Raw genomic sequence first — 22,837 nt, 5'->3', positions numbered from 1 at the left:
CTGAAAGGGAATTTGTTGTTATTTTATGGTTGGGCCGCATATAGGGTGGCTTTCACCCCATATCGCCGCAAGATCCGTGGCGCCCTAATCCAGGTCGTAGCGGGTCAGCACCTTGTCCACCACCTGGCCGTCGCCCAGACGCACCCCCTCGATCCGGCCGTAGTCCTCGAACCCGCGCGAGCGGTAGTAGGTCAGCCCCGAGGTATTGTCGGCGCGGATCTCGGCATTGATCCAGGCGTAGCCCTCGGCCCGGGCGGCCTCTGCCGTGGCCCGGAAAAGCGCCGATCCGATGCCCAACCCGGTCCGCCCGACCCGGGCGAAGGTGGCGATATTGGCCACCTGCGGGCCCAGGTCGGGATGGGGAGAGGCGAACTGAAACCCCAGCACGGCGCCCTGCCCGTCCTCGGCCAGATGCCAGATCGCCCGCGCATCTCCCGCCATCCAGTCGCCGATGTCGTCGCGGCTGACCGGCTCGGTCATGGCGGTGGTGCCGCCCCGGGCGATCACCTCGTTCAGAAGCGCGGCCAGGGGGCCGCAGTCCAACCGCCCGGCGCGGCGGATATGCAGGTCGCTCATCGGTTCCCTCCGGTTCCTCTTCGGCCCTTCAGATCGCCGCCAACAGCTCTGCATGGCGGGCTGTGAATTCGGTGCGGGTCTCGACCGGCGGGCGCAGGACGATGTCCAGGCCGGCGATCACCTCGGGCTTGGGGCGGCCGAAGAACCGGCTGGCCTCGGCCTCGGTGAACCCCGCGATCTGCGTCGCCTCCATCCAGGCCGAGATCTTGTCGGCCTTCTTGATCCGCTGTTTCAGCCGCACCGGCGTTGCCGCGGGCAGGCCGAAGCGGATGTGGATCGCCGCCGTCAGCCGTGCGTCCAGCTGGCCGTAGTCGGGGCCCACGGCGGCCTTCACCGGGCTGATCATGTCGCCGATCACATATTCCGGCGCGTCATGCAGCAGCGCCGTCAGCAGCTCGGCCGGTTTCGCCGAGGGCCACAGGCGCCGGAACAGCGCCTCGACCAGCAGCGAATGCTCGGCCACGGAATAGGCGAAATCCCCCTTGGTCTGGCCGTTCCAGCGGGCCACGAAGGCCAGCCCATGGGCGATGTCCTCGACCTCGATATCCATCGGGGTGGGGTCCAGCAGGTCAAGGCGGCGGCCGGAAAGCATCCGTTGCCAGGCGCGGGGAGGTTTCATGCGAGGGGTTCCTTTCGGCCCCTCCTTAGGCCGCCGCGCAGGGGCTGTAAATTCAGCCCTGCAACAGGGTGTCGAATTCGGAGGTAAAGCGCCGCAGGTAGGGGTCGAAGGGCCGGGCATGGCGCCACTGGTGCAGCGCCCGGCGCAGCACGCCCGGCTGGTTCAGCCGCTGGCGAGGCTGGCCGTAATCGACCGGCTGATCGGGGAAATGGCGCGACAGGAACAGCTCGTATTCCGCCTTCACCCGGGCGGGCAGGTGCCCCTGGGGGTCGTTCCAGGGCTTGGCGTCGCCGAAGAGGTGCAGCACCACGGGATCATAAAGCGGCTCGGCCATCGGATGGTGGCGCATCCATTGCCAGTTCCACGAGGGATGCAGCTGTGCCCAGTCGCGATGCAGCAGGATATTGAGCAGCGACTGGTCGTGATATTGCAGATTGGCCTGATGCTGCGCGGCCAGTTCCAGGCTGCGCGGCAGCAGCCCGGTCCGCTTCCAGCCCTCCAGGTCGATCAGCAGCAGCCCGGCGTTGAAGAAGGGCGCCACCGGCAGGTTCATATAGCGGAAGTCGCGGGCGTTGCGTTTGGGGCGTGACCACATCGGCCGTTCCAGCACCGCCCCCACCGGGTGGGTCCCCAGGTCGACGCCGAACAGCCGGTCGATCCCCTGCCGCTGCACCAGCATGTCGGTATCCATGTAGAGGATCCGGTCATAGCGCCCCTCCAGCCGTTGCGGCACCCAGAGCCGCAGGTAGGTCTCGAAGGGCAGTCGGGTCAGCTTCAGCGCCGAGGCCTCCTCGGGCGGCTGCATCCGGATCAGCTCGACCCCCAGATCGGCCAGCACCGGCGGCAGGGCGATATCCGAGGTGGTGATCAGCAGCAGGTCGAAGTCGCGCTCGGGGTGGAAGCGGGCGATCGAGTGAAAGGTCATCGCCGCGAAGGGCATATGCGCCGTGTTGCAGGTGACGACAACGGCGTTACGGGAGGTACGGGGGAGATCGGACATGGGCTCGGCAGTTGGAAATGGAAGACGTGGCCCAGACCGTAGGGGCAACACGTAAAACAAACTTAATACGTTATCCCGTAAGAACCGGCCCCGAGCCAGTCAACCGCGTTGTGCCCCCAGGCATCCGGTGCTACCCCTTTGCGCGACCGATCGAACCCTTTTGGAGTGACGGATGACCCAAGACTACATTGTCAAAGACATTGCCCTGGCGGACTACGGTCGCAAGGAACTGGATATCGCCGAGACCGAGATGCCGGGCCTGATGGCCTGCCGCACCGAGTTCGGCGAGACCAAGCCGCTGAAGGGTGCGCGCATCGTGGGCTCTCTGCACATGACGATCCAGACCGCCGTGCTGATCGAGACGCTGGTGGCCCTGGGCGCCGATGTCCGCTGGGCGTCCTGCAACGTCTTCTCGACCCAGGATCACGCCGCCGCCGCCATTGCCGCGGGTGGCACCCCGGTCTTCGCGATCAAGGGGCAAAGCCTGGAAGAGCATTGGGATTACCTCGACCGGTCGTTCCAGTTCGCCGATGGCCCGAACCTGATCCTGGACGACGGTGGCGATGCCACCCTCTATGTCCTGCTGGGCGCCCGCGCCGAGGCCGGCGAAGACGTGATCCCGGTGCCGCAGTCCGAGGAAGAGGCGGTGATCAAGGCGCAGATCGCCAAGCGGATGGAACAGTCGCCCGGCTGGTTCACCAAGATCCGCGACCAGATCGTCGGCGTCTCCGAGGAGACCACCACCGGCGTGCATCGCCTCTACGAGCTGCACAAGAAGGGCCAGCTGCCCTTCCCGGCGATCAACGTCAACGACAGCGTCACCAAGTCGAAGTTCGACAACAAGTACGGCTGCAAGGAATCCCTGGTCGACGGCATCCGCCGCGCCACCGACGTGATGATGGCGGGCAAGGTCGCCGTGGTCTGCGGTTACGGCGACGTGGGCAAGGGCTCTGCCGCCTCGCTGGCCGGCGCCGGGGCCCGCGTCAAGGTGACCGAGGCCGACCCGATCTGCGCCCTGCAAGCGGCCATGGACGGCTTCGAAGTGGTGCTGCTGGAAGACGTGATTGCCGATGTCGACATCGTCATCACCACCACCGGCAACAAGGACATCGTCCGGATCGAGCATATGCGCCAGATGAAGGACATGGCGATCCTGGGCAACATCGGTCACTTCGACAATGAGATCCAGGTGGCCGCGCTGCGCAACCACAAGTGGACCAACATCAAGGACCAGGTGGACATGATCGAGATGCCGGGCGGCAATCGTATCATCCTGCTGTCCGAGGGGCGCCTGCTGAACCTCGGCAATGCCACCGGCCACCCGTCCTTCGTGATGTCCGCCAGCTTTACCAACCAGGTGCTGGCCCAGATCGAGCTGTGGACCAAGGGCGACGACTACAAGAACCAGGTCTACATCCTGCCCAAGCATCTGGACGAGAAGGTGGCGGCCCTGCACCTGGCCAAGGTCGGCGCCAAGCTGACCAAGCTGAGCCCCGAACAGGCCGCCTATATCGGCGTCGCCCCGGAAGGCCCGTTCAAGCCCGAGCATTACCGCTACTGATCCGCACCGGATCACCGCGATTGCATCGAACCCCCCCGCCGGTCCCTCGGCGGGGGTTTTCTTATGCGCCGGGCCGCGCTCCGGCCTCCCCTTGAACCGGCGCGGCGCGGGGCCATCTGTCAGGTATGCGCCCCCTGCCCCGCCTGCCCCTGCTGATCTGCCTGGCCGCCGCCGCCCTGCCCGTCGCGCCCCTGCCTGTTCTGGCGCAGGCCCAGGGCTTTGGCGCGACCGCCGCCGATCGGCTGCGGATCCAGCAGCAGACCCGCATCTTGAGCGGCACAAACCCCGCCCTTGGCCGGATCGACCAGCGGCTAGACCTGCACCAGCAACGCAGCCGCGCCCTGACCAGCCCCGACCCCGCCGACCTGGCCGAGGTCGAGCGTCGCCGCCGCCTGCTGCTGCTGGAACGCCAGCGCGCCCTGTCGGCGGTCGAAACCCCCTCTGCCGCGCCCGAGACCGGCGCGCGCCCCTCTGCCTCTGGCGCGCCGGGCGCGCCCTGACCGGCGCCCCGCCCGCTCAGACCGACCCATGTGAAAAGACCCCGATCCTGCGACCGGGGCCTTTCCATTTCTGCCGGGGCCGTCAGGCCCGGGGCGCGTCAGTTGAACTTCTTGATCTCGCCCGACTTCAGCCGCCCCACATAATGGGCCAGCTCGGCCTTCACGATCGGCATCAGCAGGTACAGCGCGATGATGTTCACGATCGCCATCGAGAACAGCATGGCATCCGAGAAGTCGATCACCGGGCCCAGGCTGGCCGCCGCGCCGACGACGATGAAGAGGCAGAAGATCACCTTGAAGGTCACTTCGCTGCCCTTGCTTTCGCCGAAGAGATAGGTCCAGGCCTTCAGCCCGTAGTAGCTCCAGCTGATCATCGTCGAGAAGGCAAACAGCACCACGGCGATGGCCAGCATGTAGGGGAACCACGAGAAGACGCTGGCGAAGGCGGCCGAGGTCAGCTGCACGCCGGAACTGCCATCGGCGGTGGCAATGCGGCCCGCGGCCTCGTCCCAGACGTAAAGGCCGGTGTCGGCATCGACGTTCAGAACCCCGGTGATGACGATGACCAGCGCGGTCATGGTGCAGATCACCACGGTGTCGATGAAGGGCTCCAGCAGGGCGACATAGCCTTCGGTGATCGGCTCCTTGGTCTTCACCGCCGAGTGGGCGATGGCGGCCGAACCGATGCCCGCCTCGTTGGAAAAGGCGGCGCGGCGGAAGCCCTGGATCAGCGCGCCGGTGAAACCGCCCGCGACGCCCAGGCCGGTGAAGGCGCCCTGGAAGATCTGGCCGAAGGCCCAGAGGATCATGTCATAGTTCATGATCAGGATGACCAGCGACACGCCGACATAGAAGATCCCCATGAAGGGCACGACCTTTTCGGTCACCCGGGCGATGGATTTGATCCCGCCGACGATGACCACGAAGGTGATCCCCGCCAGCACCACGCCGGTGATCCAGCCCGGATAGTCGCCGATCACGTTGGACAGCTGCGCATGGGCCTGGTTGGCCTGGAACATGTTGCCGCCGCCCAGGGCGCCCAGGATGGTGAAGATGCAGAACAGCACCGCCAGGATCTTGCCGCCCGGCAGGCCGCGTTCCTTGAACCCCTTGGTGATGTAATACATCGGCCCGCCCGAAACGTGGCCGTCCTCATACTCGTTGCGGTACTTCACCCCCAGGGTACATTCGGTGAATTTCGTCGCCATGCCGAAAAGGCCCGCGATCACCATCCAGAAGGTCGCGCCCGGGCCGCCGATGCCCACGGCCACGGCGACGCCGGCGATATTGCCCAGCCCCACGGTGCCCGACAGGGCGGTGGCCAGGGCCTGGAAGTGACTGACCTCGCCCGCGTCATCGGGGTCGGAATAGTCGCCCTTCACCAGGGCGATGGAATGGCCGAAGCCCTTCAGCTGGATAAAGCCGAAGTAGAAGGTGAAGATCAGCGCCCCCACCACCAGCCACAGCGCGATCCAGCTGAAGTTGGTGCCGGGCAGGTCGGCGAAGATCAGGCCGACATACCAGCCGGTGTAGTCGGCGAAGATGGTGTTGATGGTTTCGTCGATGCCCTGGGCCTTGGCCGGCAGCGCGCCGAATAGGGTGGCCGCCAGCGCGGCGGCAAATGTCGTTACGCGGTTCATGAACGGCTCCTCAGGGGACAATGACGGTGGGAACGGGGGCGATCTGGGCCAGGCCCAGGGGCACCGAGCCGAAGACCCGGGCCGAGATCGAGTTCGACCCCGAGCGCCCGACGAAGATCATCGCCGCCGCCTTCTTGGTGGCGATATCGGCGATCAGCTCGACCACCTGGCCATAGCGGATCTCGCCATCGGCGGTCAGCCCGGCCTCGGCGGCCTTGGCCACCGCCGGGTCGATGATCACCGCCTTGGCGCGCGACAGCTCGTCCTTGCGGCGGGCGTGGCGTTCCTCGACTTCCTGCGGGGTGAGGAAGGAATAGGGCGACCATTCCAGCACATGCACGATATGCAGCGCCGCGTCCTCCTTCTTTGCCCGTGCGATGGCATAATCCAGCAGGCTGCCGGAGTCGTCATCGCCCTCGTAGGCGACCACGAAGATTTCCTGTGACATTCCAATCTCCCTGTTCCCGGCCCTGTCTGTTGCTGCGCAGGGCGTTCGGCGCGACATGGTGCCGCATGGCGTCAGGGTGACCCCTGAGGCGCCCGATGTCATGAAATTTTTGCAAAATCCCGCCTTTGCAGCCGGTTTCAGGGGCAAAAACGCTCCCTCGCATGAAAAATTGGGATTTCTTCTGCCCCGCCTTCATGCGTAACCTCGACATACGGATGCGCGTGGGGCGGGTCCGAAGGATGAGGGATTATTCATGGGCAAGAGAGACGATCTGATCGCGAAATATGCCGAGGACCTGAAGACCAAATGCGGGATGGAGCCGGATATGGACCTTCTGACGAAGGTGACCATCGGCTGCGGTCCCACCATCTATGACGCCGACGCCTCGACCGTGGCCTCCAGCCAGCCGGGCGAGCTGGAAACGGTGAAGGCCAATTTCCTGATCAAGAAATTGGGCCTGGCCGACAGCCCCGCCTTGATGGAGGCGATCGACAGCGTGGTCGAGACCTACGGCAAGTCCGAGCGCAACAAGTACCGCGCGGTGATCTACTACATGCTGGTCAAGCATTTCGGCAAGGAAGCGGTCTACGGCTAAGCCGTTCCATCGCATTCTAATCATTGATCCTTTGTCGTGGCGGGGCAGTTCATGCTAGACCCTCGCCACGGCCAGTACGGCCCGACCTATTCAAAGATCACGTGTGGTGTGTAGGGAGCACGTGGGGTGACGAAGGGGTTGGGCGCTGTCCGGCCCCTTCGTTCTTTCCAGGCCTCCGCCGCTGTCCGACCGTCGGTCGCAGGCTCACAGCGGCCGCGCCGCCCCTTTATCGCCCGTGCCGGGCGATGCCTCCGGCGGGGATATTTCTGGCAATGAGAAAGGCAAGGGGGGCGCACACCAAAGCCCGGGCGGCGCCCCGGCTGCAAAGTCCGCCAACACGGGCGCCGCGCGCGGTTGGCCTACGTCACAGCCGGGGGGTGGTCGGGGCTTTCAGGGGACAGCCTCCTTGTCTTTCTCATTGCCAAAAATATCCCGGGGGGAATTGAGCCCGCGAGGGCTCAAGGGGGGCAGAGCCCCCGCCCCCTCTAGGTGTCGCGCCGCGCGCGACGGGGGCGCGGCCTGTCCTCAGTCCGGGTCGGTCTCGCCCAGGGCGCAGACAAGGCGCCATTCCTCCGCCGTCACCGGCTGCACCGACAGGCGCGAGTTCTTCACCAGAACCATATCGTCCAGCCGTCCGTCGGCCTTGATCTGGTCCAGGGTGACGGGCGTTGCGAAGGGGCGTACCGCCTTGATGTCCACGCACTCCCAGCGGGGATCGTCCGTCTTGCTGTCGGGGTGGGCCGTGGCGATCACCTCGACGATGCCCACCACGCGTTTTTCATTCACCGAATGGTAGAAGAACCCCCGGTCGCCCAGCTCCATCTCGCGCATGAAATTGCGCGCCTGGTAGTTGCGCACGCCGTCCCATTCCTCGCCCGCCGCGCCCTTCGCCACCTGGTCGTCCCACCCCCAGGTGTTCGGTTCGGATTTGAAGAGCCAGTAGCGCATCAGAGGCCCACCACCTGCTTGAAGCCCTTGATCTCGACCGAGGCGAAGAGGCCCGCCTTGGCGTAGGGGTCGCCCGCCGCCCAGGCCTCGGCCGCGGCCAGGTCGGGCAGGTCGAGGATCAGCATCGAGCCGCACATATTGCCATCCGCGTCCAGCATCGGGCCGCCGAAGGTGCCGGCGCCGGTCTCGGCCAGATAGGCCAGATGCGCCTCGCGGTTGGCCTTGCGGATTTCCAGCGCGCCGGGCTTGTCATGGGCGATCAGGATAAAGGTCATGGGGTTTCCTCTTTCAGGGGGCGCGCCAGAAGGTGCGCCATGGCAGTTTTCACATCCAGCTGGCCGTTCACAAGGCCGGTGACGGCGGCGGTGATCGGCAGATCCCAGCCCTCGCGCCGGGCCAGGGCATCGGTGGCCCGGGCCGTGGCGGCACCTTCGACGGTGACGGCGGGATCAAAGGCCTCGCCCCGGCCGATGGCCAGGCCCAGGCGGTAGTTGCGCGACCCCTCCGAGGTACAGGTCAGCGCCAGATCGCCAAAGCCCGACAGCCCCGCCAGGGTCGCGGGCGAGGCGCCGAGTGCCTTGGCCATGCGTGACATTTCCGCGTATCCCCGGGTCATCAGCGCGGCCCGCGCGCTGTCGCCCAGGCCCGCGCCAATGGCCGCGCCGCAGGCGATGGCGATGACGTTCTTCAGCGCCCCGCCCAGTTCCGCCCCGGTCACGTCGGTGGTGCGGTAAAGGCGCAGATGCGGTGCCTGAAGCACCTCTTGCAGCCGCGCCGCGCAGTCCGCATCGGCGCAGGCCAGGGTCAGCGCCGTGGGCAAGCCGCGCGCGATGTCGGCGGCGAAGCTGGGCCCGGTCAGCACGGCCACCTGCGCCTGGGGCAGGGTTTCGGCCAGCACCTGGCTGGCGCGCAGCCCGGTCGACAATTCGATCCCCTTGCAGCACAGCACCAGCGTCCGGTCCGCCAGGGCGGTGGCAAAGCGCGTGGTCACCGCGCGCAGCTGCTGCATCGGCACGGCCAGCAGGACGGGGCCGCTTTCGGGCAGCTGGGCGATGTCTGCCGAACAGGTCAGCCCGGGCGCCAGGGTCACGCCGGGCAGGCGCGGGCAGCGGCGACCCTTTTGCATCTGCGCCATGACCTCGGCGTTGCGCCCCCAAAGCCAGACGGGCCCCTGGGCCGCGAAAGAGGTGGCCAGGGCCGTCCCGAAGGCGCCCGCGCCCAGGACAGAGATCGGCGCCGCGCTCATGCCTTGGCCCCCTTCTTGCCCGTTCCCAGCAGGGCGGGCGCGCGTTGGTCCAGCGGCCAGCGCGGGCGGGCGACCAGGGTCATGTCGTCCACCTCGCCTGCGGCGAAGCGTTCCAGCCCCGCATAGGCGATCATCGCCGCATTGTCGGTGCACAGCGCCAGCGGCGGCGCGGTGAAGGCCACGCCGCGCCCCTCGCACAGTTCGGTCAGGGCGGCGCGGATGGCGCCATTGGCCGCCACGCCCCCTGCCACGGCGATCATCGGCTGGGTGGGCGCCTCGGCCAGGTACAGATCCAGCGCCCGCGCCGTCTTTTCGCGCAGCACGTCCACCACCGCCTGCTGGAACCCGGCGCAAAGGTCCGCCCGGTCGCCCGCGCGCAGCGTGTTGTCCTGCATCAGCGCATCGCGTTCTCGCAGCAGCGCGGTTTTCAGCCCCGAGAAGGACATGTCGCAGCCGGGCCGGTCCAGCAGCGGCCGGGGAAAGCGAAAGCGTTTGGCATCGCCCTCGCGCGCGGTGCGTTCCACCGCCGGGCCGCCGGGCTGCGGCAGGGCCAGCAGGCGAGCGGTCTTGTCGAAGGCCTCGCCCGGGGCATCGTCGATGGTGCCGCCCAGGCGGGTAAAGCGGTCGGCGGCGTGGACCAGCAGGAACTGGCAATGCCCGCCCGAGACCAGCAGCATCAGATAGGGGAAGGGCGCGCCATCGGTCAGCCGCGGGGTCAGGGCATGGCCCGCCAGGTGGTTGACCCCGATCAGCGGCTTGCCCGTCGCCGCCGCCAGCCCCTTGGCGCACATGACGCCGGACAGGACGCCGCCGATCAGCCCCGGCCCGGCGGTGACGGCGATGGCGTCGACCTGGGCCAGATCCATCCCGGCCTCGTCCAGGGCGCGGATCACGCAGGCGTCGATCCGTTCCGCATGGGCGCGGGCCGCGATCTCGGGCACCACGCCGCCGAAGGCCGCGTGCAGCTCGGCCTGGCCCTCGACCACCGAGGACAGGACCCGCGCCGCCCCGGGCTGGCCGGTGACCAGCGCCGCGCCGGTGTCGTCGCAGCTGCTTTCGATGCCAAGAAGGGTCAGGGGGCGGGTCATGGTCTGTCCGTTGCGAAACCTATGCTTGGGGGGTAGCACTGGGCGGGGCCGGGAACAATATCGACGGCCCCAGCACGGAGCCGAGCGAGGACGCGGGCATGGCCCCCATCGTGATGATCACCCGCCCCGAACCAGAGGCCACGGCCCTGGCCGCGCGGCTGCGCGCGCCGGATCTGCGGCTGGTCGTCTCGCCCCTGCAAGAGATCCGGTTGCACGACATCGCCCTGCCCGAGGACCCGTTCGAGGTGATCTTCACCTCGCGCAATGGGGTCCGGGCCTATGCCCGCGCCGGGGGGCGGGCGACCCGCGCCTGGTGCGTGGGCGATGCCACGGCGCAGGCGGCGCGGGCGGCGGGGTTGCAGGCGGTCTCGGCCGGGGGCGATGCCGAGGCGCTGCTGGCCCTGCTGCTGGATCAGGCGCCCGGCGCGCCTTTGCTGCACATTCGCGGCGCCCAGCATCGCGGCGATCTGGTGGCGCGGTTAAGCGCAGCCGGGCTGTCGGCCCGCGCGATCGAGGGCTACGCCCAGGCCCCCCTGCCCGCCACGGCAGAGGCCCGGCAGGCGATGCAGGGCCGCGCGCCGGTGGTGGCGCCGGTCTATTCGCCCGGGGCGGCGCGGCGGCTGATGGCGGAATGGCAGGGGGATGCGCCCCTGCTGGTGGCGGCGATCAGCCCGGCGGCGGCCGAGCCGCTGCGCGCCCTGGCGCCGCGACGCTGCGTCATCGCCGCCTCTCCGGACGGCGAAACCATGCTGAGCCTATTGTCTGGACTTATCGCCGCAGCGCATCAGCTTGAGGCAGAGCAAGGTGGGGTCTAAGCTGCCGGGGACGCGCCGCGACAGGTGCCCAGAATCGAACGCCCGCACCGAAGGGCCAGAAGCGAAGGGGTTGATCATTGGCTCAGACCAGGGACGACGAGACCGAAAATCGCAGCCAGACGGATGCGGAGGCCAGCCAGCACGAGGCCGCGCCAGAGGAAGACGTCACCACCGAGGCGGGGCTGACCGCGCCCGAGCATGATCCCAAGGACGACGGGGCCGATGCGGCACCGGCCTTGAACGCTCCCGAACACGACCCGCGCGAGGGTGCCGAGGGCACGGCCCCCGCCGCCCTGCCCGACGAGGAGCTGGCCGACCTGGACGAGGAAAGCCCCCTGGCCGCCGGTGACGACCGGCTGGAGGCCGAGGACACCCCCGCCGCCGCCCCCGCTGAAGAGACCCCCGAAGAGATCCGCACCGAGGCGGCGCCGACAGGGGCCGAGACGGCCCCCGCCCGGCGTGGCGGCTTTGGCGCTGCCCTTCTGGGTGGCGTGGTGGCCGCCGGCATCGGCTTTGGCGCCGCGATGATCGCCTTCCCCCCGGTCGACACCACCGCCCTGGAGCAGGCACAGCGCGATCAGGCCGCCGCGATCGAGGACATGCAGGCCCAGCTGGACGCGGGCCCCGACCTTTCGGCCCTGTCCGATGTCACCACCGGCCTGTCGGACATGGAAACCAGCTTTGCCGCCCTGCAATCATCCCTCGACAGCGCCCGCGCCGATCTGGACGCGCTGACCGCCCGGGTCGACGCGCTGGAGAAACAGCCCCTGTCCGAAAGCGTCTCGGACGCCGCCATCGCCGCCTACGAGGACGAGCTGGCCCGCCTGCAACAGGCGATGGAGGACCAGCGCGCCGAGATCGAGGGCATGGTCAACGACAGTCAGCAGATGCGCGCCGATGCCGCCGCCACCGCCCGCGATACCCAGATCCGCGCCGCCCTGGTGCGTCTGAACGGGGCGCTGGACCAGGGCGAGCCCTTCGAGGCGCCGCTGAAGACCCTGGCCGAGCTGGGCCTGGAGGTTCCCGCGCCGCTGGAGGCCAGCGCCCCCGCCGGGGTGCCCACCATGGCCCGGCTGCGCGACGATTTCCCCGAGGCCGCCCGCGACGCCCTGGCCGCAACCCGCGACGGCAGCCTGGGTGGGTCGTTCAACGATTTCCTCAAGAACCAGCTGGGCGCCCGCTCGCTGACCCCGCAGGAAGGCAGCGATCCCGACGCCATCCTGTCGCGCGCCGAGGCGGCGCTGAAAGACGGCGATCTGCAAACCGTTCTGGTCGAGCTGGACGGGCTGCCGGAACCGGCCCTGCTGGCCATGGGCAACTGGATGGACCTGGCCCGCACCCGGGCCGAGGCCGAGGCCGCCGCCGAAACCCTGTCTGACGCGACGACGAAGTAAGGAAGACGCAATGCTCTGGTCCCTGGTGAAAATCCTCGTCTTTGTCGTTCTGGTGGCCGCCGCCACCTTCGGCGCCTCCTACCTGCTGGAACTGGACGGCGGGGTGCGCATCGCCTTTGGCGCGATGGAGTTCAACCTGACGCCCATTCGCGCGGTCATCGCCCTGCTGCTGCTGGTGCTGGCGATCTGGCTGCTGCTGAAACTGGCGGGTCTGCTGATCGCCCTGCTGAAGTTCATCAACGGCGATGAAACGGCGCTGAGCCGCTATTTCGACCGCAACCGCGAGCGCAAGGGCTTCAACGCGCTGTCCGACAGCCTGATGGCCCTGGCCTCGGGCGAGGGGCGGCTGGCCATGGCCAAGGCGACGAAGGCCGAAAAATACCTCGACCGGCCCGACCTGACGACGCTGGTCATCGCCCAGGCCGCCGAGGTGGCGGGCGACAAGCGCCGCGCCGAAGAGGCCTACAAGCGGCTGGTGACCGATGAACGCACCCGCTTTGTCGGCGTGCGCGGTCTGATGAAGCAAAAGCTGGAGGCCGGCGATACCGAGAAGGCCATGAAGCTGGCCGAGAAGGCCTTTGCCCTGAAGCCCGCCCATGTCGAGGTGCAGGACACGCTGCTGCGGCTCCAGGCCGCGAAAGAGGACTGGACCGGCGCGCGTGGCACTTTGAAGGCCAAGCTGCGCCATGGCGCCCTGCCCCGCGACGTGCACAAGCGCCGCGATGCGGTTCTGGCCCTCAGCGAGGCCAAGACGGTGCTGGCCGAGGACAGCACCATCGAGATGCGCGAGGCCGCCATCGAGGCCAACCGCCTGTCGCCCGACCTGATCCCCGCCGCCTGTTTCGCCGCCCGCGCCTATGCCGAGCAGGGCAAGCCGAAATATGCCACCCGGGTGCTGAAAAAGGCCTGGGAGGCCTCGCCGCATCCCGACCTGGCTGCCGCCTTTGCTGCCATCGAGCCCGAGGAAGACGCCCAGGCCCGGCTGAAACGGTTCAAGACCCTGACCCGCATCCACCCCGAGCATCGCGAAACCCGCCTGTTGCAGGCCGAACTGCTGATCGCGGCCGAGGATTTCCCCGCCGCCCGCAAGGCCCTGGGCGATCTGGCGACCGAGAAACCCGATGCCCGCGCCCTGACCATCATGGCGGCCATCGAACGTGGCGAAGGGGCGCCGGATGCCATCGTCAAGGGCTGGCTGGCGCGCGCCGTTTCGGCCCCGCGCGGCCCGCAATGGACCTGCGAGAACTGCCACCACATCCACGCCGAATGGGTGCCGGTCTGCGAACATTGCCAGGCCTTCGATACCCTGGCCTGGAAGGACGCCCCCGCCGCCGACTACCAGACCCCCATGGCCAGCGCGATGCTGCCGCTGATCGTCGGCCGGGTGGACGAGGGTGCGCCCGTGCCCGCCGAGGCCCAGGCCGCCACCCCGCCCGAGATGCCCGGCGCCTCTGGCCTGGCCGAGGCCCCGGAGGAGGCGCCCGACACCCCCACCGAGGCCGCGGTGGAAGAGGTGCCCGATGCCGAGGTCCTGCCGCCCGAGCCCACCACGCCCGAGCGCCGCTGACCGGCTCCCCGGGCCCGGGCTTGGGCCCGGACCCGGAGGCGCACTTTGCGCTTTTCCAACCGCCGCCGGGGTGTTATAGCCCCGGCCCACAAGGCCCCGTTCGCGGGTCCTGACAGGAAGCGTGCCGGTGTAGCTCAGCTGGTAGAGCACGTCATTCGTAATGATGGGGTCGGGGGTTCGAGTCCCTTCACCGGCACCACGCTTCCCCCCCCCTCTCTCTCCCCTGCCCGCCCGATCTGCCGCTCTGGTGATCACCTGACCTGCGCGCGGCCGCGACAGCGCCGGGCGCGCTGGCCTTTGGTCCGGGGCTGGGCCTAGGGTGGCTGGCCCCAGTCCCCCAAGAGGAAGGCCCCATGTTTCGCCCGCCCAGGGATTACGTCTATCTCGACGCCGTCGCCACCGCCGGGTCCATCCGCAAGGCGGCGGCCCGGCTGCATGTCGCCTCGACCTCGCTGAACCGCAAGATCCTGGAGATCGAAGAGGAACTGGGGATGCCCCTGTTCGAGCGGCTGCCGCGCGGGGTGCGGCTGACCTCTGCGGGCGAGGTGATCCTGACCGCGATCCGGCGCAATATCTCGGACGTGGAAACCGCCAATGCCCAGATCCGCCAGCTGCGCGGGCTGGTGCGCGGCAATGTCTCTATTGCCGTGGCCCATTCGGTGGCCAACGACTTTATCCAGGACGCGATCACCAGCTTTCAGGACCATCACCCGGGGGTGCATTTCAAGCTGCTGGTGGGCGCCACCAGCGACCTGTTGCGCGCCCTGATGAGCGATGAGACCGATCTGCTGCTGGCCCATGACCCGACCCCCGGCAAGGATCTGGACGAGATCGCGGCGGTGCCGCAGCCGCTGTTCGCGATGATGCGCCCCGACCATCCGCTGGCCGGTCGCAGCAAGTTGCGGCTGAGCGATTGCCAGCCCTATCCCCTGGCCATGGGGCCGCGCTCTTTCGGCGGCCGCGCCCTGCTGGAGGCGGTGATCGCCCGCCACCGCCTGTCGCTGAACGTGGTGCTGGAGGCCAATACGATGCGCGCCCTCAAGGCCTATGCGCAGCGCACCGATGCGATCTGTTTCCAGTTCGAGGTGGGCACCCGCGAGGAAGAGGTGACCGGCGCGCTGAAGGCGGTGCCCCTGGTGGATCCCGAATTGCGCGGCGGGCGCCTGATCTTTGCCGCCCGCAAGGACCGCACCCTGCCCCTGCCGACGCTGAGTTTCATCGAGACGGTGAAACAGGCCATGTCCCAGATCTAGGCGCTGCGGGGCTGAGTGCACACATTTTGCTCTCACCCATGTAGGAAATTGGTTCTATTCGCAGTGCAGCATTCTGCGCCAGTCTGACCCGCATATGATGACAAGCGAGGCAGACGTGCAGGCCAAGGTGTACAGACTTTCGATGGCGCATCCCGGGGATCTTTCGGCCCTGGCCGAGCTGTTGGCCACGGGCGAACTGGCGGCGCAAGAGATCGTCGCGGTGATCGGCAAGACCGAAGGAAACGGCGGTGTGAACGACTTCACCCGCGGCTATTTCACCGACCGTCTGATGCATCTGCTGTCCGGCTACCTGAACGAGACGCCCGAGGCGCTGGCCCGCAAACTGCCCTGCATCCTGTCGGGCGGCACCGAAGGGGTGCTGTCGCCGCATTACACCGTGCTATGCCGCAGCGCCGCAAAGGCCGGCACAAGTGAGAGCAATCCGGCACTGGCCATCGGCGCGGCCTGTTCGGTCGACATGCCCTTTGACCTGGTCGGCACCCGCGATCATGCGGTCATGGTGGCCCAGACCGTGCGCGCCGCCATGGCCGATGCGGGGCTGACCGATCCGGGCGATCTGCACTTCGTCCAGGTGAAGGTGCCCTGCCTGACCTCGGGGCGCATCGCCGATCTGCGCGCCGCGGGCCGGGCGGTGCCCGCCCCCAATGCCGCCGTGTCGATGGCGCGGGCGCGCGCCGCCGGGGCCCTGGGCGTCGCCCTGGCCACCGGAGAGATCACCGAAGCACAGCTGGACGATGCCGCCTTCCTGGCCGATTTCGACCTGTACAGCACCTGCGCCAGCATCTCGTCCGGGGTCGAGGTGCTGTGCAACGAGGTCATCGTGCTGGGCATGAGCGCGGCCTGGTCCGGGCCGCTGCGCATCGCGCATCGGGCCATGGAAGATGCCATCGACCTGCCCTCGGTTCAGGGGGTGTTCCAGGACCTGGGCTTTGGCCCCGGCGCCCAGGTCTGCGCGGCGGAACGGGCGCGGCTGAAGGCCATTTTCGTGAAATGCGAACCGGATCAAAGCGGCCAGATCCACGGCGCGCGGCACACCATGCTGAACGATACCGACATCGACCCGCAGCGCCATATTCGCGGCGCCGTCGGCGGGCTGGTGGCCGGGGTGGCCGGAGAAACACGGATTTTCGTCTCGGGCGGGGCCGAACATCAGGGCCCCTATGGCGGCGGCTTGATCGCCGTCATCGCCGAAGCCGGGGATCCCCAGACAGAAGGAGCGGTGGCATGAAGATCGCGATTATCGGCGCCGGTGTGGGCGGTAGCATCATGGCGCGCGGCCTGGCGGATGTCCCAGGCGTCGAGGTGCATTGCCTGGAACGGATCGCCCCGGGCGACCATGCCGAGGCGGGCACGGGCCTGAACCTTGGCCCGAACGCGGTGCAGGCCCTTCTGGCCACCGACCCCGATCTGGCGCGCCGGATCGAGGCCGCCTCCTTCGCCTGGAGCAGTTGGCGCGTCTCGACCATGGGCGGGCAGGAACTTATGAAACTGGCGCTGAAGGATATCGCCCCCGTCGAGGGCTGGCGCCTGCGTTGGGCCGAGCTCTACCGTGTGCTGCGCGAGGCGGCGGGCGCGCGTATCCGCTACAGCTGTGATATCACGGCGGTGACCCCCAAGACCGACGGCACGGGCCGGGTCGACATCGCCTTTACCGAGGCGGGTGTGGCGCGGACCCTCGACGACGTCGATCTGCTGATCGCGGCGGACGGGCGGTTTTCGCAGCTGCGGGCGCAATTCCACGGCCCGATCAACGCCCGCCAGGTCGGCGTCGGCATCTTCCGCCTGCTGGTGCCCAACACCAGCGGCGGGCTGATCGAGGACTATGAGCAGTGGTTCAACGGCCCCGCCCGCCTGCTGGGCTACCGCGTGCCCGAGGACAGCATCTATATGTCCGGCACCTTCCCCATCCCCGTGGGCGCCGAGATCCCGGAGGAAATGAAGACCCGCGAAGGCCTGCGCCGCATCTTCACCCCCGCCGATGGCATCCTGGGCGAGCAGGGCCGTTGGCTGGTGGATCTGATCACCGATCCGACCGTCGATCTGCACTGGGCCCGGTTGCAGGAAAGCCCGCTGTGCCTGCGCGAGACCGGGGTGAACATCCTGTACCTTGGCGACAGTTCCAACGGCATGGTGCCGACCCTGGGTCAGGGCGCCACCCAGGCCATCGAAAGCAGCTGTGCCGCGCTGGAGGTGATCCGCGCCCTGTCTGCGGCAGGTCAGTACGACACCGAATTGTGGCTGGAAACGATCACCCGTGCCCGCCAGGACCGGCTGCGCTTCGTGATGGATTTCTCGATGGAGGCCAGCGACACCCTGCTGGCGGGCGGCGACCCGATCAGCGGCACCGCCAAGAAGACAGAGCCGCCGTTCCAGGCGAAACTTTCCCAGCTTTACAACGACTTCGGCGTGCCGGACGGGCTTCTGCAAGAGGCCTGAGCGCACCCCCTCTCCCCAAGATCAAGACCTAAGCAAGACAAAAACCAAGAAAAGCCCCCCAACAGGAGTTTCCCCATGAAAGACACCCGTCGCAAAGTTCTCGCTGGCCTCGGTCAGATCGGCCTCGGCCTTGCCCTGTCCACCGCCATGGCCGTCTCGGCCACGGCCGCCGACAAGGTCAAGGTCGGCGTCTTCGTCGCAGGCTCTGCCCTGCCCTATTACATCGCTGCCGAGCGCGGCTATTTCGCCGAGGCCGACCTGGAGGTCGAGCCGGTGTTCATCGGCACCCATCCCCTGATCGTGCAGGCCATGGTCAGCGGTGACATCGACGCCACCTCGAACCTGGTCACCCTGGAAGGCGCCAATATCAACGCCCTGCGCCCCGGCACGATGCAGTTCATCGCCCTTTACGGCCAGAACAGCGAATACGTGATGGAACAGTTCGTGGTGAAGCCCGACAGCACCGCCACCTCGATTGCCGATCTGAAGGGCGCCAACCTGTTCTCGGCCCCCGGCCCCGCCAACCTGGGCGCGGCCAAGGCCAGCCTGATTGCCTCGGGCCTGGGCGAGGACGAGTTCATGATCCAGGAACAGGGCATGGGCAACCATGTCGGCGCCATGCAAAGCGGCAATTTCGACGGCGGCTACACGCTCGAGGCGCTGGCCTCGATCATGGTCGAGAACGGCATCGCCAAGCGTCTGGAAACCGGCGTGATCGCCAAGTACCTGATGAAGGACGAAAGCGCCGAGGCCTATGCCGCCGGGGCCGCCGTCTCTGGCAAGATGCTGGAAGAGCGCCCCGAGGTGGCCGCCCGTTTCGCCGCGGCCTGGGCCAAGGCGGTGGCGGATGCCAACGACGATCCCACGGCGCGCGACCTGCTGACCGACATGAAGGTGCCCGAGGCCCTGACCGCCACCGTGCCGCTGGCGCATTTCACCATGGTCTCTGACATGACCGAGGCGGAAATGGGCGAATTCCAGACCTTCCTCGACATCGGTGTCGACCTGGGCGTGGTGGCCAAGCCGGTGGTGGCCGGTGACATTGCGGGGGCGATGTGAATTTGACCCTGCCTGTTCCCCCCAAGGATGAGGGTGCAGACCTCTCCCCCCCCGCGGCGGCGACCGTGGGGGGGGGCGGCCCGGCCCAGGGCGGCGATCTGTCCGACCGCCTGCGCTGGTTCGCACCGGGCACCCACATCACCATTCGCGGCCTGACCAAGACCTTTCCGGACGGCACCGTCCTGTACAAGGATTTCGACCTGGACCTGCCGCGCGGCAAGGTGGTGTCGATCTTCGGGCCCAATGGCTGCGGCAAGTCCACCCTGATCAACATGATCTCGGGCATCCTGGACTATGACGCGGGCCAGATCCTGTTCGACGGCAAGACGGCGCGTGAAACCAAGATCGGCTATGTCTTCCAGAACTACCGCGAGGCCGGTTTCCCCTGGCTGCGCGCCATCGACAATATCCGCTATCCGCTGAAGTTCCTGAAGCTGTCGAAGGCGGAGAAGGACGCGCGGGTCGAGAAGCTGTTGGCCAGTTTCAACGTTTCGATCGACCTGAACCGCTATCCCTACGAGCTGTCGGGGGGGCAACAGCAGCTGGTGTCGATCATGCGCGCCCTGGTCACCGACCCCGAGGTGCTGTTCCTGGACGAGCCGTTTTCGGCGCTGGACTACGAGATGACCCTGTTCCTGCGCGACAAGCTGCAATCGGTGCTGACCGAGATGCAGATCACCTCGCTGCTGGTCTCGCACGACCTGGACGAGGCGGTCGAGCTGGCCGACGAGGTGCTTTTGCTGACCCGCAAGCCCACCACCGTGGCCGCCCGCATCCCCTTCACCGCCCCGCGTCCGCGGACCGTGGAAACCACGGTGACGCCCGAATTTATCGACGTGAAGGCCCGCTCGCTGGAGATCTTCCAAAGGGAAGTGCGCAAGACATGACCGCGAAACTGACCAAAATCCTGACCCGCATGGGATGGGTGCAGCCGGTGCTGGGCGCGCTGGCGCTGATTGGCCTCTGGGCCTTTGCCCATGCGGCGGAACTGGTGGATCCGGTGCTGCTGCCCTCGCCCGCGCAATCCTGGGCCGCCTTCGTCGAGGGCATGGCCGAGGGCAGCCTGGGCCATGATTTCTGGCGCACCATCGTGCGCACCATGCTGTCCTTCGCCATTGCCACGGTGATGGCCGTGCCCCTGGGCGTGGCGCTTGGCTCTTCCGACAAGCTCTATCGCTCGGTCGAGTTCCTGATCGACTTCTTCCGCTCGACCCCGGCCTCGGCCATGTTCCCGCTGTTCCTGGTCTTCTTCGGCATCGGTGAAGAGGCCAAGATCGCCGTGGCGGCCTTTGGCGCGGCGCTGATCATCCTGTTCAACACCGCCTATGGGGTGATGAACGCCCGCCAGCTGCGGCAGCTGGCGGCCCGGGTCATGGGGGCGTCGAAGATGCGCATCCTGTGGGACGTGACGATCTGGGAAAGCCTGCCGCAAACCTTCATCGGCCTGCGTTCGGGGGTCAGCATGGCGCTGGTCATCGTGATCGTGGCCGAGATGTTTATCGGTTCCTCCGATGGGCTGGGCAAGCGGATCATCGACGCGCAGATGATCTTCAACATGCCCGAGATGTACGCCTCGATCTTCGCGGCGGGGGCATTGGGCTATGTGATGAACATGCTCTTTACCCTGATCGAGGCGCGGTTTGTCCACTGGGGCGGAAAGTGATGAGCATGAAAGTCGGAGTGCACAAGATCGGCATGGCCTCGCCTGCCGACACGGGCGAATTGCGGGCGCTGATCGACAGCGGCGCCATCGACCCGGCCGCCGTGGCGGCGGTGATCGGCAAGACCGAGGGCAACGGCGGGGCGAATGACTTCACCCGCGCCCTGGCCACGATGTGTTTCGCCCAGACCCTGGCAGAGGCGCGCGGCCAGACGCCCGAGGCGGTGCAGGACCAGGTGGCCTTCGTCTGGTCCGGCGGCACCGAGGGGGTGCTGTCGCCCCATGCGACGGTCTTTACCCGCGCGCCGGGCGCGGGCGCCTCGCCCGAGGGGCGCCTGGCGCTTGGCCTGGCCATGTCCCCCGATCTGGCCCCCGAAGAGGTGGGCCGCATGGCCCATGTGGCGGCGGTGCGCGACGCCACCCTGCGCGCCCTGGAGGATGCGGGCATCAGCGATCCGGCGGATGTGCATTACGTGCAGGTAAAGGGCCCGCTGCTGACGCCCGCGCGCATATCGGAGGCCGCCGCGCGTGGGGTGGGGGTGGTGACCGAGGATCCCAACGGCTCGAAACCCTATGCCCGGGGCGCCATGGCTCTGGGCGTCGCGCTGGCGCTCGGAGAGGTCGACGCCGCGGAAGTGACCGAAGAGGCCATTGCCACGCGGCTGGATCTCTTCTCTGCCGTCGCCTCGACCTCGGCCGGGGGCGAGTTGACGAAATGCGAGGTGCTGCTGTTCGGCAATGCGCCGGGGGCGGCGGGGGATTTCCGCATCGGCCATGCCATCCTGCGCGATGCCATCGACGCCGAGGCGGTGCGCGCCGCCATTACCGAGGCGGGCGGCGCCCCCACGGCGGTCTTTGCCAAGGCCGAGGCCCAGGCGACCCTGCGCGGGCGCCGGACCACCATGCTGTCGGATGCCGACATCAACTATGAACGCCACGCCCGCGCGGCGGTCGGGGGCGTCATCGCCTCGGTCACCGGCGATCCGGCGATCTTCCTGTCTGGCGGGACAGAGCACCAATGCGCCCCCGGCGCCGCCCCGATCGCCGTCATCGCGAAGGTAGAGTGAGAATGGCCGAGCTTTGGACCCTCTCTGCCCATGAACTGGTCGCGGGCTATGGGGCAGGGGCCTTCACCCCCGCCCAGGCGCTGGACAGCGTGTTGGCGCGTTGCGACGCGATCAACCCGCAGATCAACGCGGTGATCGCCCGCGACGATGCCGCCTCGCGCGCCATGGCCGCCGCCAGCACCGCCCGCTGGGCGGCGGGCGCGCCGCTGTCGCCGCTGGATGGGGTGCCGATCAGCGTCAAGGACAACCTGTTGCAGGCCGGTCTGCCCGCCACTTGGGGCAATCCCGGGCTGGCCGAGCATATCCCCGATCAGGACGAGCTGCCGGTGGCGCGGCTGCGGGCGGGGGGCGCGGTGCTGTTTGCCAAGACCAACGTGCCCGAGCTGACGGTGCAGGGCTATACCGACAACCGGATCTTCGGCGCCACCGGCCTCCCCTTTGCCCCCGAGCTGACCCCCGGCGGGTCCAGCGGCGGGGCCGTGGCGGCACTGGCGGCGGGGATCGGGCCGCTGGCGCTTTGTACCGACGGCGGCGGCTCGATCCGGCGGCCTGCGGCCCATGGGGGGCTGTTCGGGCTGAAGCCCGGCACGGGAAGGATCCGGCGCGGCGCGGGCTTTCCGGCGATCCTGGGCGCCTTCGAGGTGGTGGGGCCCATCGGGCGCGACGCCCGGGACGTGGCCGCCATGTTCCACTGGCTGGCCGAGGCAGAGGCCCCCGTGCCCGAGGGCCCGCGCGCCCCGGCGCCGCAGCGCATCCTTTACGCCCGCCATTTCACCGATCAGCCCGTCGCGGCCGAGATCCTGCGCCGCAGCGACGGGGCGGCGGATCAGCTGCGCGCCCAGGGGCACGAGGTGGTCACCCTCGACAGTTTCGACGCCGTGGCCCGCACCGATGCCATCTGGCCGGTGATCAGCACCGCCGGGGTCGCCTGGCTCTGCGCGGCGGACCCGAGGATCGGCGCCACCGCAGGCCCGGCGGTGTCCGCCATGGCCGAGACGGGCCGGGGCCTGGACGCGCGCGCCTATGCCGGCGCCCTGGTCGCCATCGAAGAGATGCGGCTGAGCTATGAAACGGCCGTGGCGGGCTTCGACCTGCTGATGACCCCCGCTATTGCCGCCCTGTCCTGGCCCAAGGGCGACAGCCACCCCCAGACGATCGACGGCGCCCCGGTCGGCCCGCGCGGCCATGCGGTGTTCACCGCCTTCGCCAATGCCCTGGGCTTGCCCGCGATCACCCTGCCGCTCGCCGCGCCGCCGGGCGGCCTGCCCTGCGGGGTGCAGCTGGTGGGCGCCACGGGCGGCGAAGAGCGGCTGTTGCAGATCGCCGAAGCCTGGACCGCCTGAC

Annotated in this window: 23 protein-coding genes and 1 tRNA gene; 15 read left to right on the top strand and 9 right to left on the bottom strand. The window is 68.2% G+C overall.

Translation table 11 applies throughout. The annotated features are described in order from the left end of the window. Window positions 1–84: 84 nt before the first annotated feature. From ACRARE_RS05565 to ACRARE_RS05555, 3 genes are read right to left on the bottom strand one after another with little or no spacing between them, the layout of a single operon-like run. A complete protein-coding gene (locus ACRARE_RS05565) occupies window positions 85–576 on the bottom strand; it encodes a GNAT family N-acetyltransferase (RefSeq protein ID WP_432655416.1) in 492 nt (163 codons plus the stop codon). A gap of 28 nt (window positions 577–604) precedes the next feature. Continuing rightward, window positions 605–1,195: an HD domain-containing protein gene (locus ACRARE_RS05560; RefSeq protein ID WP_432655415.1), complete on the bottom strand. Its 591-nt coding sequence runs from the start codon at window positions 1,193–1,195 to the stop codon at window positions 605–607. A 52-nt stretch (window positions 1,196–1,247) separates the two neighbouring features. After that, a complete protein-coding gene (locus ACRARE_RS05555; RefSeq protein ID WP_432655414.1) occupies window positions 1,248–2,195 on the bottom strand; it encodes a glycosyltransferase family 8 protein in 948 nt (315 codons plus the stop codon). Between the two features lie 172 nt (window positions 2,196–2,367). Between ACRARE_RS05555 and ahcY the strand changes: the two genes are divergently transcribed. Both ahcY and ACRARE_RS05545 read left to right on the top strand, forming a co-directional pair. Then, window positions 2,368–3,756, top strand: coding sequence for an adenosylhomocysteinase (gene ahcY, locus ACRARE_RS05550; RefSeq protein ID WP_432655413.1), 1,389 nt, complete (start codon window positions 2,368–2,370; stop codon window positions 3,754–3,756). A 125-nt stretch (window positions 3,757–3,881) separates the two neighbouring features. Next, on the top strand, window positions 3,882–4,256 hold the full coding sequence (locus ACRARE_RS05545) for a hypothetical protein (RefSeq protein WP_432655412.1): 375 nt from the start codon (window positions 3,882–3,884) through the stop codon (window positions 4,254–4,256). Window positions 4,257–4,354: 98 nt separating this feature from the next. On the opposite strand, the gene ACRARE_RS05540 is transcribed toward ACRARE_RS05545, so the two are convergent. Next, complete coding sequence (locus ACRARE_RS05540) at window positions 4,355–5,896, bottom strand: alanine/glycine:cation symporter family protein (protein WP_432655411.1); 1,542 nt, start codon at window positions 5,894–5,896, stop codon at window positions 4,355–4,357. 10 nt (window positions 5,897–5,906) lie between these two features. Then, window positions 5,907–6,344, bottom strand: coding sequence for a universal stress protein (locus tag ACRARE_RS05535; protein WP_432655410.1), 438 nt, complete (start codon window positions 6,342–6,344; stop codon window positions 5,907–5,909). A gap of 253 nt (window positions 6,345–6,597) precedes the next feature. On the opposite strand from ACRARE_RS05535, the gene ACRARE_RS05530 reads away from it, so the two are divergent. After that, entirely contained in the window at window positions 6,598–6,939 is a 342-nt protein-coding gene (locus ACRARE_RS05530) for a DUF2853 family protein (protein ID WP_432655409.1), read from the top strand. A gap of 525 nt (window positions 6,940–7,464) precedes the next feature. Here the strand turns inward: ACRARE_RS05530 and ACRARE_RS05525 are convergent. The 4 genes from ACRARE_RS05525 to tsaD are packed head-to-tail and all read right to left on the bottom strand — an operon-like array spanning window position 7,465 to window position 10,221. Further along, a complete protein-coding gene (locus ACRARE_RS05525) occupies window positions 7,465–7,887 on the bottom strand; it encodes an EVE domain-containing protein (protein ID WP_432655408.1) in 423 nt (140 codons plus the stop codon). Continuing rightward, on the bottom strand, window positions 7,887–8,162 hold the full coding sequence (locus ACRARE_RS05520) for a YciI family protein (protein ID WP_432655407.1): 276 nt from the start codon (window positions 8,160–8,162) through the stop codon (window positions 7,887–7,889). The genes ACRARE_RS05525 and ACRARE_RS05520 overlap by 1 nt, the downstream gene beginning before the upstream one ends. Continuing rightward, window positions 8,159–9,133, bottom strand: a complete 975-nt coding sequence (locus tag ACRARE_RS05515; RefSeq protein WP_432655406.1) for an NAD(P)H-dependent glycerol-3-phosphate dehydrogenase — start codon at window positions 9,131–9,133, stop codon at window positions 8,159–8,161. The genes ACRARE_RS05520 and ACRARE_RS05515 overlap by 4 nt, the downstream gene beginning before the upstream one ends. Further along, window positions 9,130–10,221, bottom strand: coding sequence for a tRNA (adenosine(37)-N6)-threonylcarbamoyltransferase complex transferase subunit TsaD (tsaD, locus tag ACRARE_RS05510; protein ID WP_432655405.1), 1,092 nt, complete (start codon window positions 10,219–10,221; stop codon window positions 9,130–9,132). Before tsaD ends, ACRARE_RS05515 begins: the two co-directional genes overlap by 4 nt. 98 nt (window positions 10,222–10,319) lie before the next feature. Here tsaD and ACRARE_RS05505 point away from each other — a divergent pair, with 98 nt between their 5' ends. The 12 genes from ACRARE_RS05505 (at window position 10,320) to ACRARE_RS05450 (ending at window position 22,836) form a co-directional block, all read left to right on the top strand. Next, entirely contained in the window at window positions 10,320–11,036 is a 717-nt protein-coding gene (locus ACRARE_RS05505; protein WP_432655404.1) for a uroporphyrinogen-III synthase, read from the top strand. Window positions 11,037–11,113: 77 nt separating this feature from the next. Beyond that, window positions 11,114–12,430, top strand: a complete 1,317-nt coding sequence (locus ACRARE_RS05500; RefSeq protein WP_432655403.1) for a COG4223 family protein — start codon at window positions 11,114–11,116, stop codon at window positions 12,428–12,430. A 10-nt stretch (window positions 12,431–12,440) separates the two neighbouring features. After that, window positions 12,441–13,997 (top strand): heme biosynthesis protein HemY, encoded by a 1,557-nt coding sequence (locus ACRARE_RS05495; protein ID WP_432655402.1) that lies wholly within the window; start codon window positions 12,441–12,443, stop codon window positions 13,995–13,997. Window positions 13,998–14,120: 123 nt separating this feature from the next. Next, window positions 14,121–14,196: transfer RNA gene (locus ACRARE_RS05490), tRNA-Thr, on the top strand. A gap of 154 nt (window positions 14,197–14,350) precedes the next feature. Next, window positions 14,351–15,250, top strand: a complete 900-nt coding sequence (locus ACRARE_RS05485) for a LysR family transcriptional regulator (RefSeq protein ID WP_432655401.1) — start codon at window positions 14,351–14,353, stop codon at window positions 15,248–15,250. A 94-nt stretch (window positions 15,251–15,344) separates the two neighbouring features. Continuing rightward, window positions 15,345–16,499: a cyanuric acid amidohydrolase gene (atzD, locus tag ACRARE_RS05480; protein WP_432655400.1), complete on the top strand. Its 1,155-nt coding sequence runs from the start codon at window positions 15,345–15,347 to the stop codon at window positions 16,497–16,499. Next, window positions 16,496–17,707 (top strand): FAD-dependent oxidoreductase, encoded by a 1,212-nt coding sequence (locus ACRARE_RS05475; protein ID WP_432655399.1) that lies wholly within the window; start codon window positions 16,496–16,498, stop codon window positions 17,705–17,707. Before atzD (ACRARE_RS05480) ends, ACRARE_RS05475 begins: the two co-directional genes overlap by 4 nt. Window positions 17,708–17,782: 75 nt before the next feature. Beyond that, window positions 17,783–18,766 carry an ABC transporter substrate-binding protein gene (locus ACRARE_RS05470; protein ID WP_432655398.1) on the top strand — a complete coding sequence of 328 codons (984 nt, stop codon included), beginning with the start codon at window positions 17,783–17,785 and terminating at the stop codon, window positions 18,764–18,766. A gap of 65 nt (window positions 18,767–18,831) precedes the next feature. Further along, window positions 18,832–19,653: an ABC transporter ATP-binding protein gene (locus ACRARE_RS05465; RefSeq protein WP_432655397.1), complete on the top strand. Its 822-nt coding sequence runs from the start codon at window positions 18,832–18,834 to the stop codon at window positions 19,651–19,653. Beyond that, a complete protein-coding gene (locus tag ACRARE_RS05460; RefSeq protein WP_432655396.1) occupies window positions 19,650–20,429 on the top strand; it encodes an ABC transporter permease in 780 nt (259 codons plus the stop codon). The genes ACRARE_RS05465 and ACRARE_RS05460 overlap by 4 nt, the downstream gene beginning before the upstream one ends. 5 nt (window positions 20,430–20,434) lie before the next feature. After that, window positions 20,435–21,493, top strand: coding sequence for a cyanuric acid amidohydrolase (atzD, locus tag ACRARE_RS05455; protein ID WP_432655395.1), 1,059 nt, complete (start codon window positions 20,435–20,437; stop codon window positions 21,491–21,493). 2 nt (window positions 21,494–21,495) lie between these two features. Further along, window positions 21,496–22,836, top strand: a complete 1,341-nt coding sequence (locus tag ACRARE_RS05450) for an amidase (protein WP_432655394.1) — start codon at window positions 21,496–21,498, stop codon at window positions 22,834–22,836. Window position 22,837 lies beyond the last annotated feature (1 nt).

The sequence above is a fragment of the Pseudooceanicola aquaeponti genome (genome assembly GCF_050897975.1).
In the GTDB taxonomy this organism is placed as follows: Bacteria; Pseudomonadota; Alphaproteobacteria; order Rhodobacterales; family Rhodobacteraceae; genus Pseudooceanicola.
This window is presented reverse-complemented; position numbering and strand designations above follow the sequence as displayed.

Coding starts and splice junctions, on each gene's coding strand:
- ACRARE_RS05565 (WP_432655416.1), bottom strand. CDS start 576: ATGAGCGACCTGCATATCCGCCGCGCCGGGCGGTTGGACTGCGGCCCC.
- ACRARE_RS05560 (WP_432655415.1), bottom strand. CDS start 1,195: ATGAAACCTCCCCGCGCCTGGCAACGGATGCTTTCCGGCCGCCGCCTT.
- ACRARE_RS05555 (WP_432655414.1), bottom strand. CDS start 2,195: ATGTCCGATCTCCCCCGTACCTCCCGTAACGCCGTTGTCGTCACCTGC.
- ahcY (WP_432655413.1), top strand. CDS start 2,368: ATGACCCAAGACTACATTGTCAAAGACATTGCCCTGGCGGACTACGGT.
- ACRARE_RS05545 (WP_432655412.1), top strand. CDS start 3,882: ATGCGCCCCCTGCCCCGCCTGCCCCTGCTGATCTGCCTGGCCGCCGCC.
- ACRARE_RS05540 (WP_432655411.1), bottom strand. CDS start 5,896: ATGAACCGCGTAACGACATTTGCCGCCGCGCTGGCGGCCACCCTATTC.
- ACRARE_RS05535 (WP_432655410.1), bottom strand. CDS start 6,344: ATGTCACAGGAAATCTTCGTGGTCGCCTACGAGGGCGATGACGACTCC.
- ACRARE_RS05530 (WP_432655409.1), top strand. CDS start 6,598: ATGGGCAAGAGAGACGATCTGATCGCGAAATATGCCGAGGACCTGAAG.
- ACRARE_RS05525 (WP_432655408.1), bottom strand. CDS start 7,887: ATGCGCTACTGGCTCTTCAAATCCGAACCGAACACCTGGGGGTGGGAC.
- ACRARE_RS05520 (WP_432655407.1), bottom strand. CDS start 8,162: ATGACCTTTATCCTGATCGCCCATGACAAGCCCGGCGCGCTGGAAATC.
- ACRARE_RS05515 (WP_432655406.1), bottom strand. CDS start 9,133: ATGAGCGCGGCGCCGATCTCTGTCCTGGGCGCGGGCGCCTTCGGGACG.
- tsaD (WP_432655405.1), bottom strand. CDS start 10,221: ATGACCCGCCCCCTGACCCTTCTTGGCATCGAAAGCAGCTGCGACGAC.
- ACRARE_RS05505 (WP_432655404.1), top strand. CDS start 10,320: ATGGCCCCCATCGTGATGATCACCCGCCCCGAACCAGAGGCCACGGCC.
- ACRARE_RS05495 (WP_432655402.1), top strand. CDS start 12,441: ATGCTCTGGTCCCTGGTGAAAATCCTCGTCTTTGTCGTTCTGGTGGCC.
- ACRARE_RS05485 (WP_432655401.1), top strand. CDS start 14,351: ATGTTTCGCCCGCCCAGGGATTACGTCTATCTCGACGCCGTCGCCACC.
- atzD (WP_432655400.1), top strand. CDS start 15,345: ATGATGACAAGCGAGGCAGACGTGCAGGCCAAGGTGTACAGACTTTCG.
- ACRARE_RS05475 (WP_432655399.1), top strand. CDS start 16,496: ATGAAGATCGCGATTATCGGCGCCGGTGTGGGCGGTAGCATCATGGCG.
- ACRARE_RS05470 (WP_432655398.1), top strand. CDS start 17,783: ATGAAAGACACCCGTCGCAAAGTTCTCGCTGGCCTCGGTCAGATCGGC.
- ACRARE_RS05460 (WP_432655396.1), top strand. CDS start 19,650: ATGACCGCGAAACTGACCAAAATCCTGACCCGCATGGGATGGGTGCAG.
- atzD (WP_432655395.1), top strand. CDS start 20,435: ATGAAAGTCGGAGTGCACAAGATCGGCATGGCCTCGCCTGCCGACACG.
- ACRARE_RS05450 (WP_432655394.1), top strand. CDS start 21,496: ATGGCCGAGCTTTGGACCCTCTCTGCCCATGAACTGGTCGCGGGCTAT.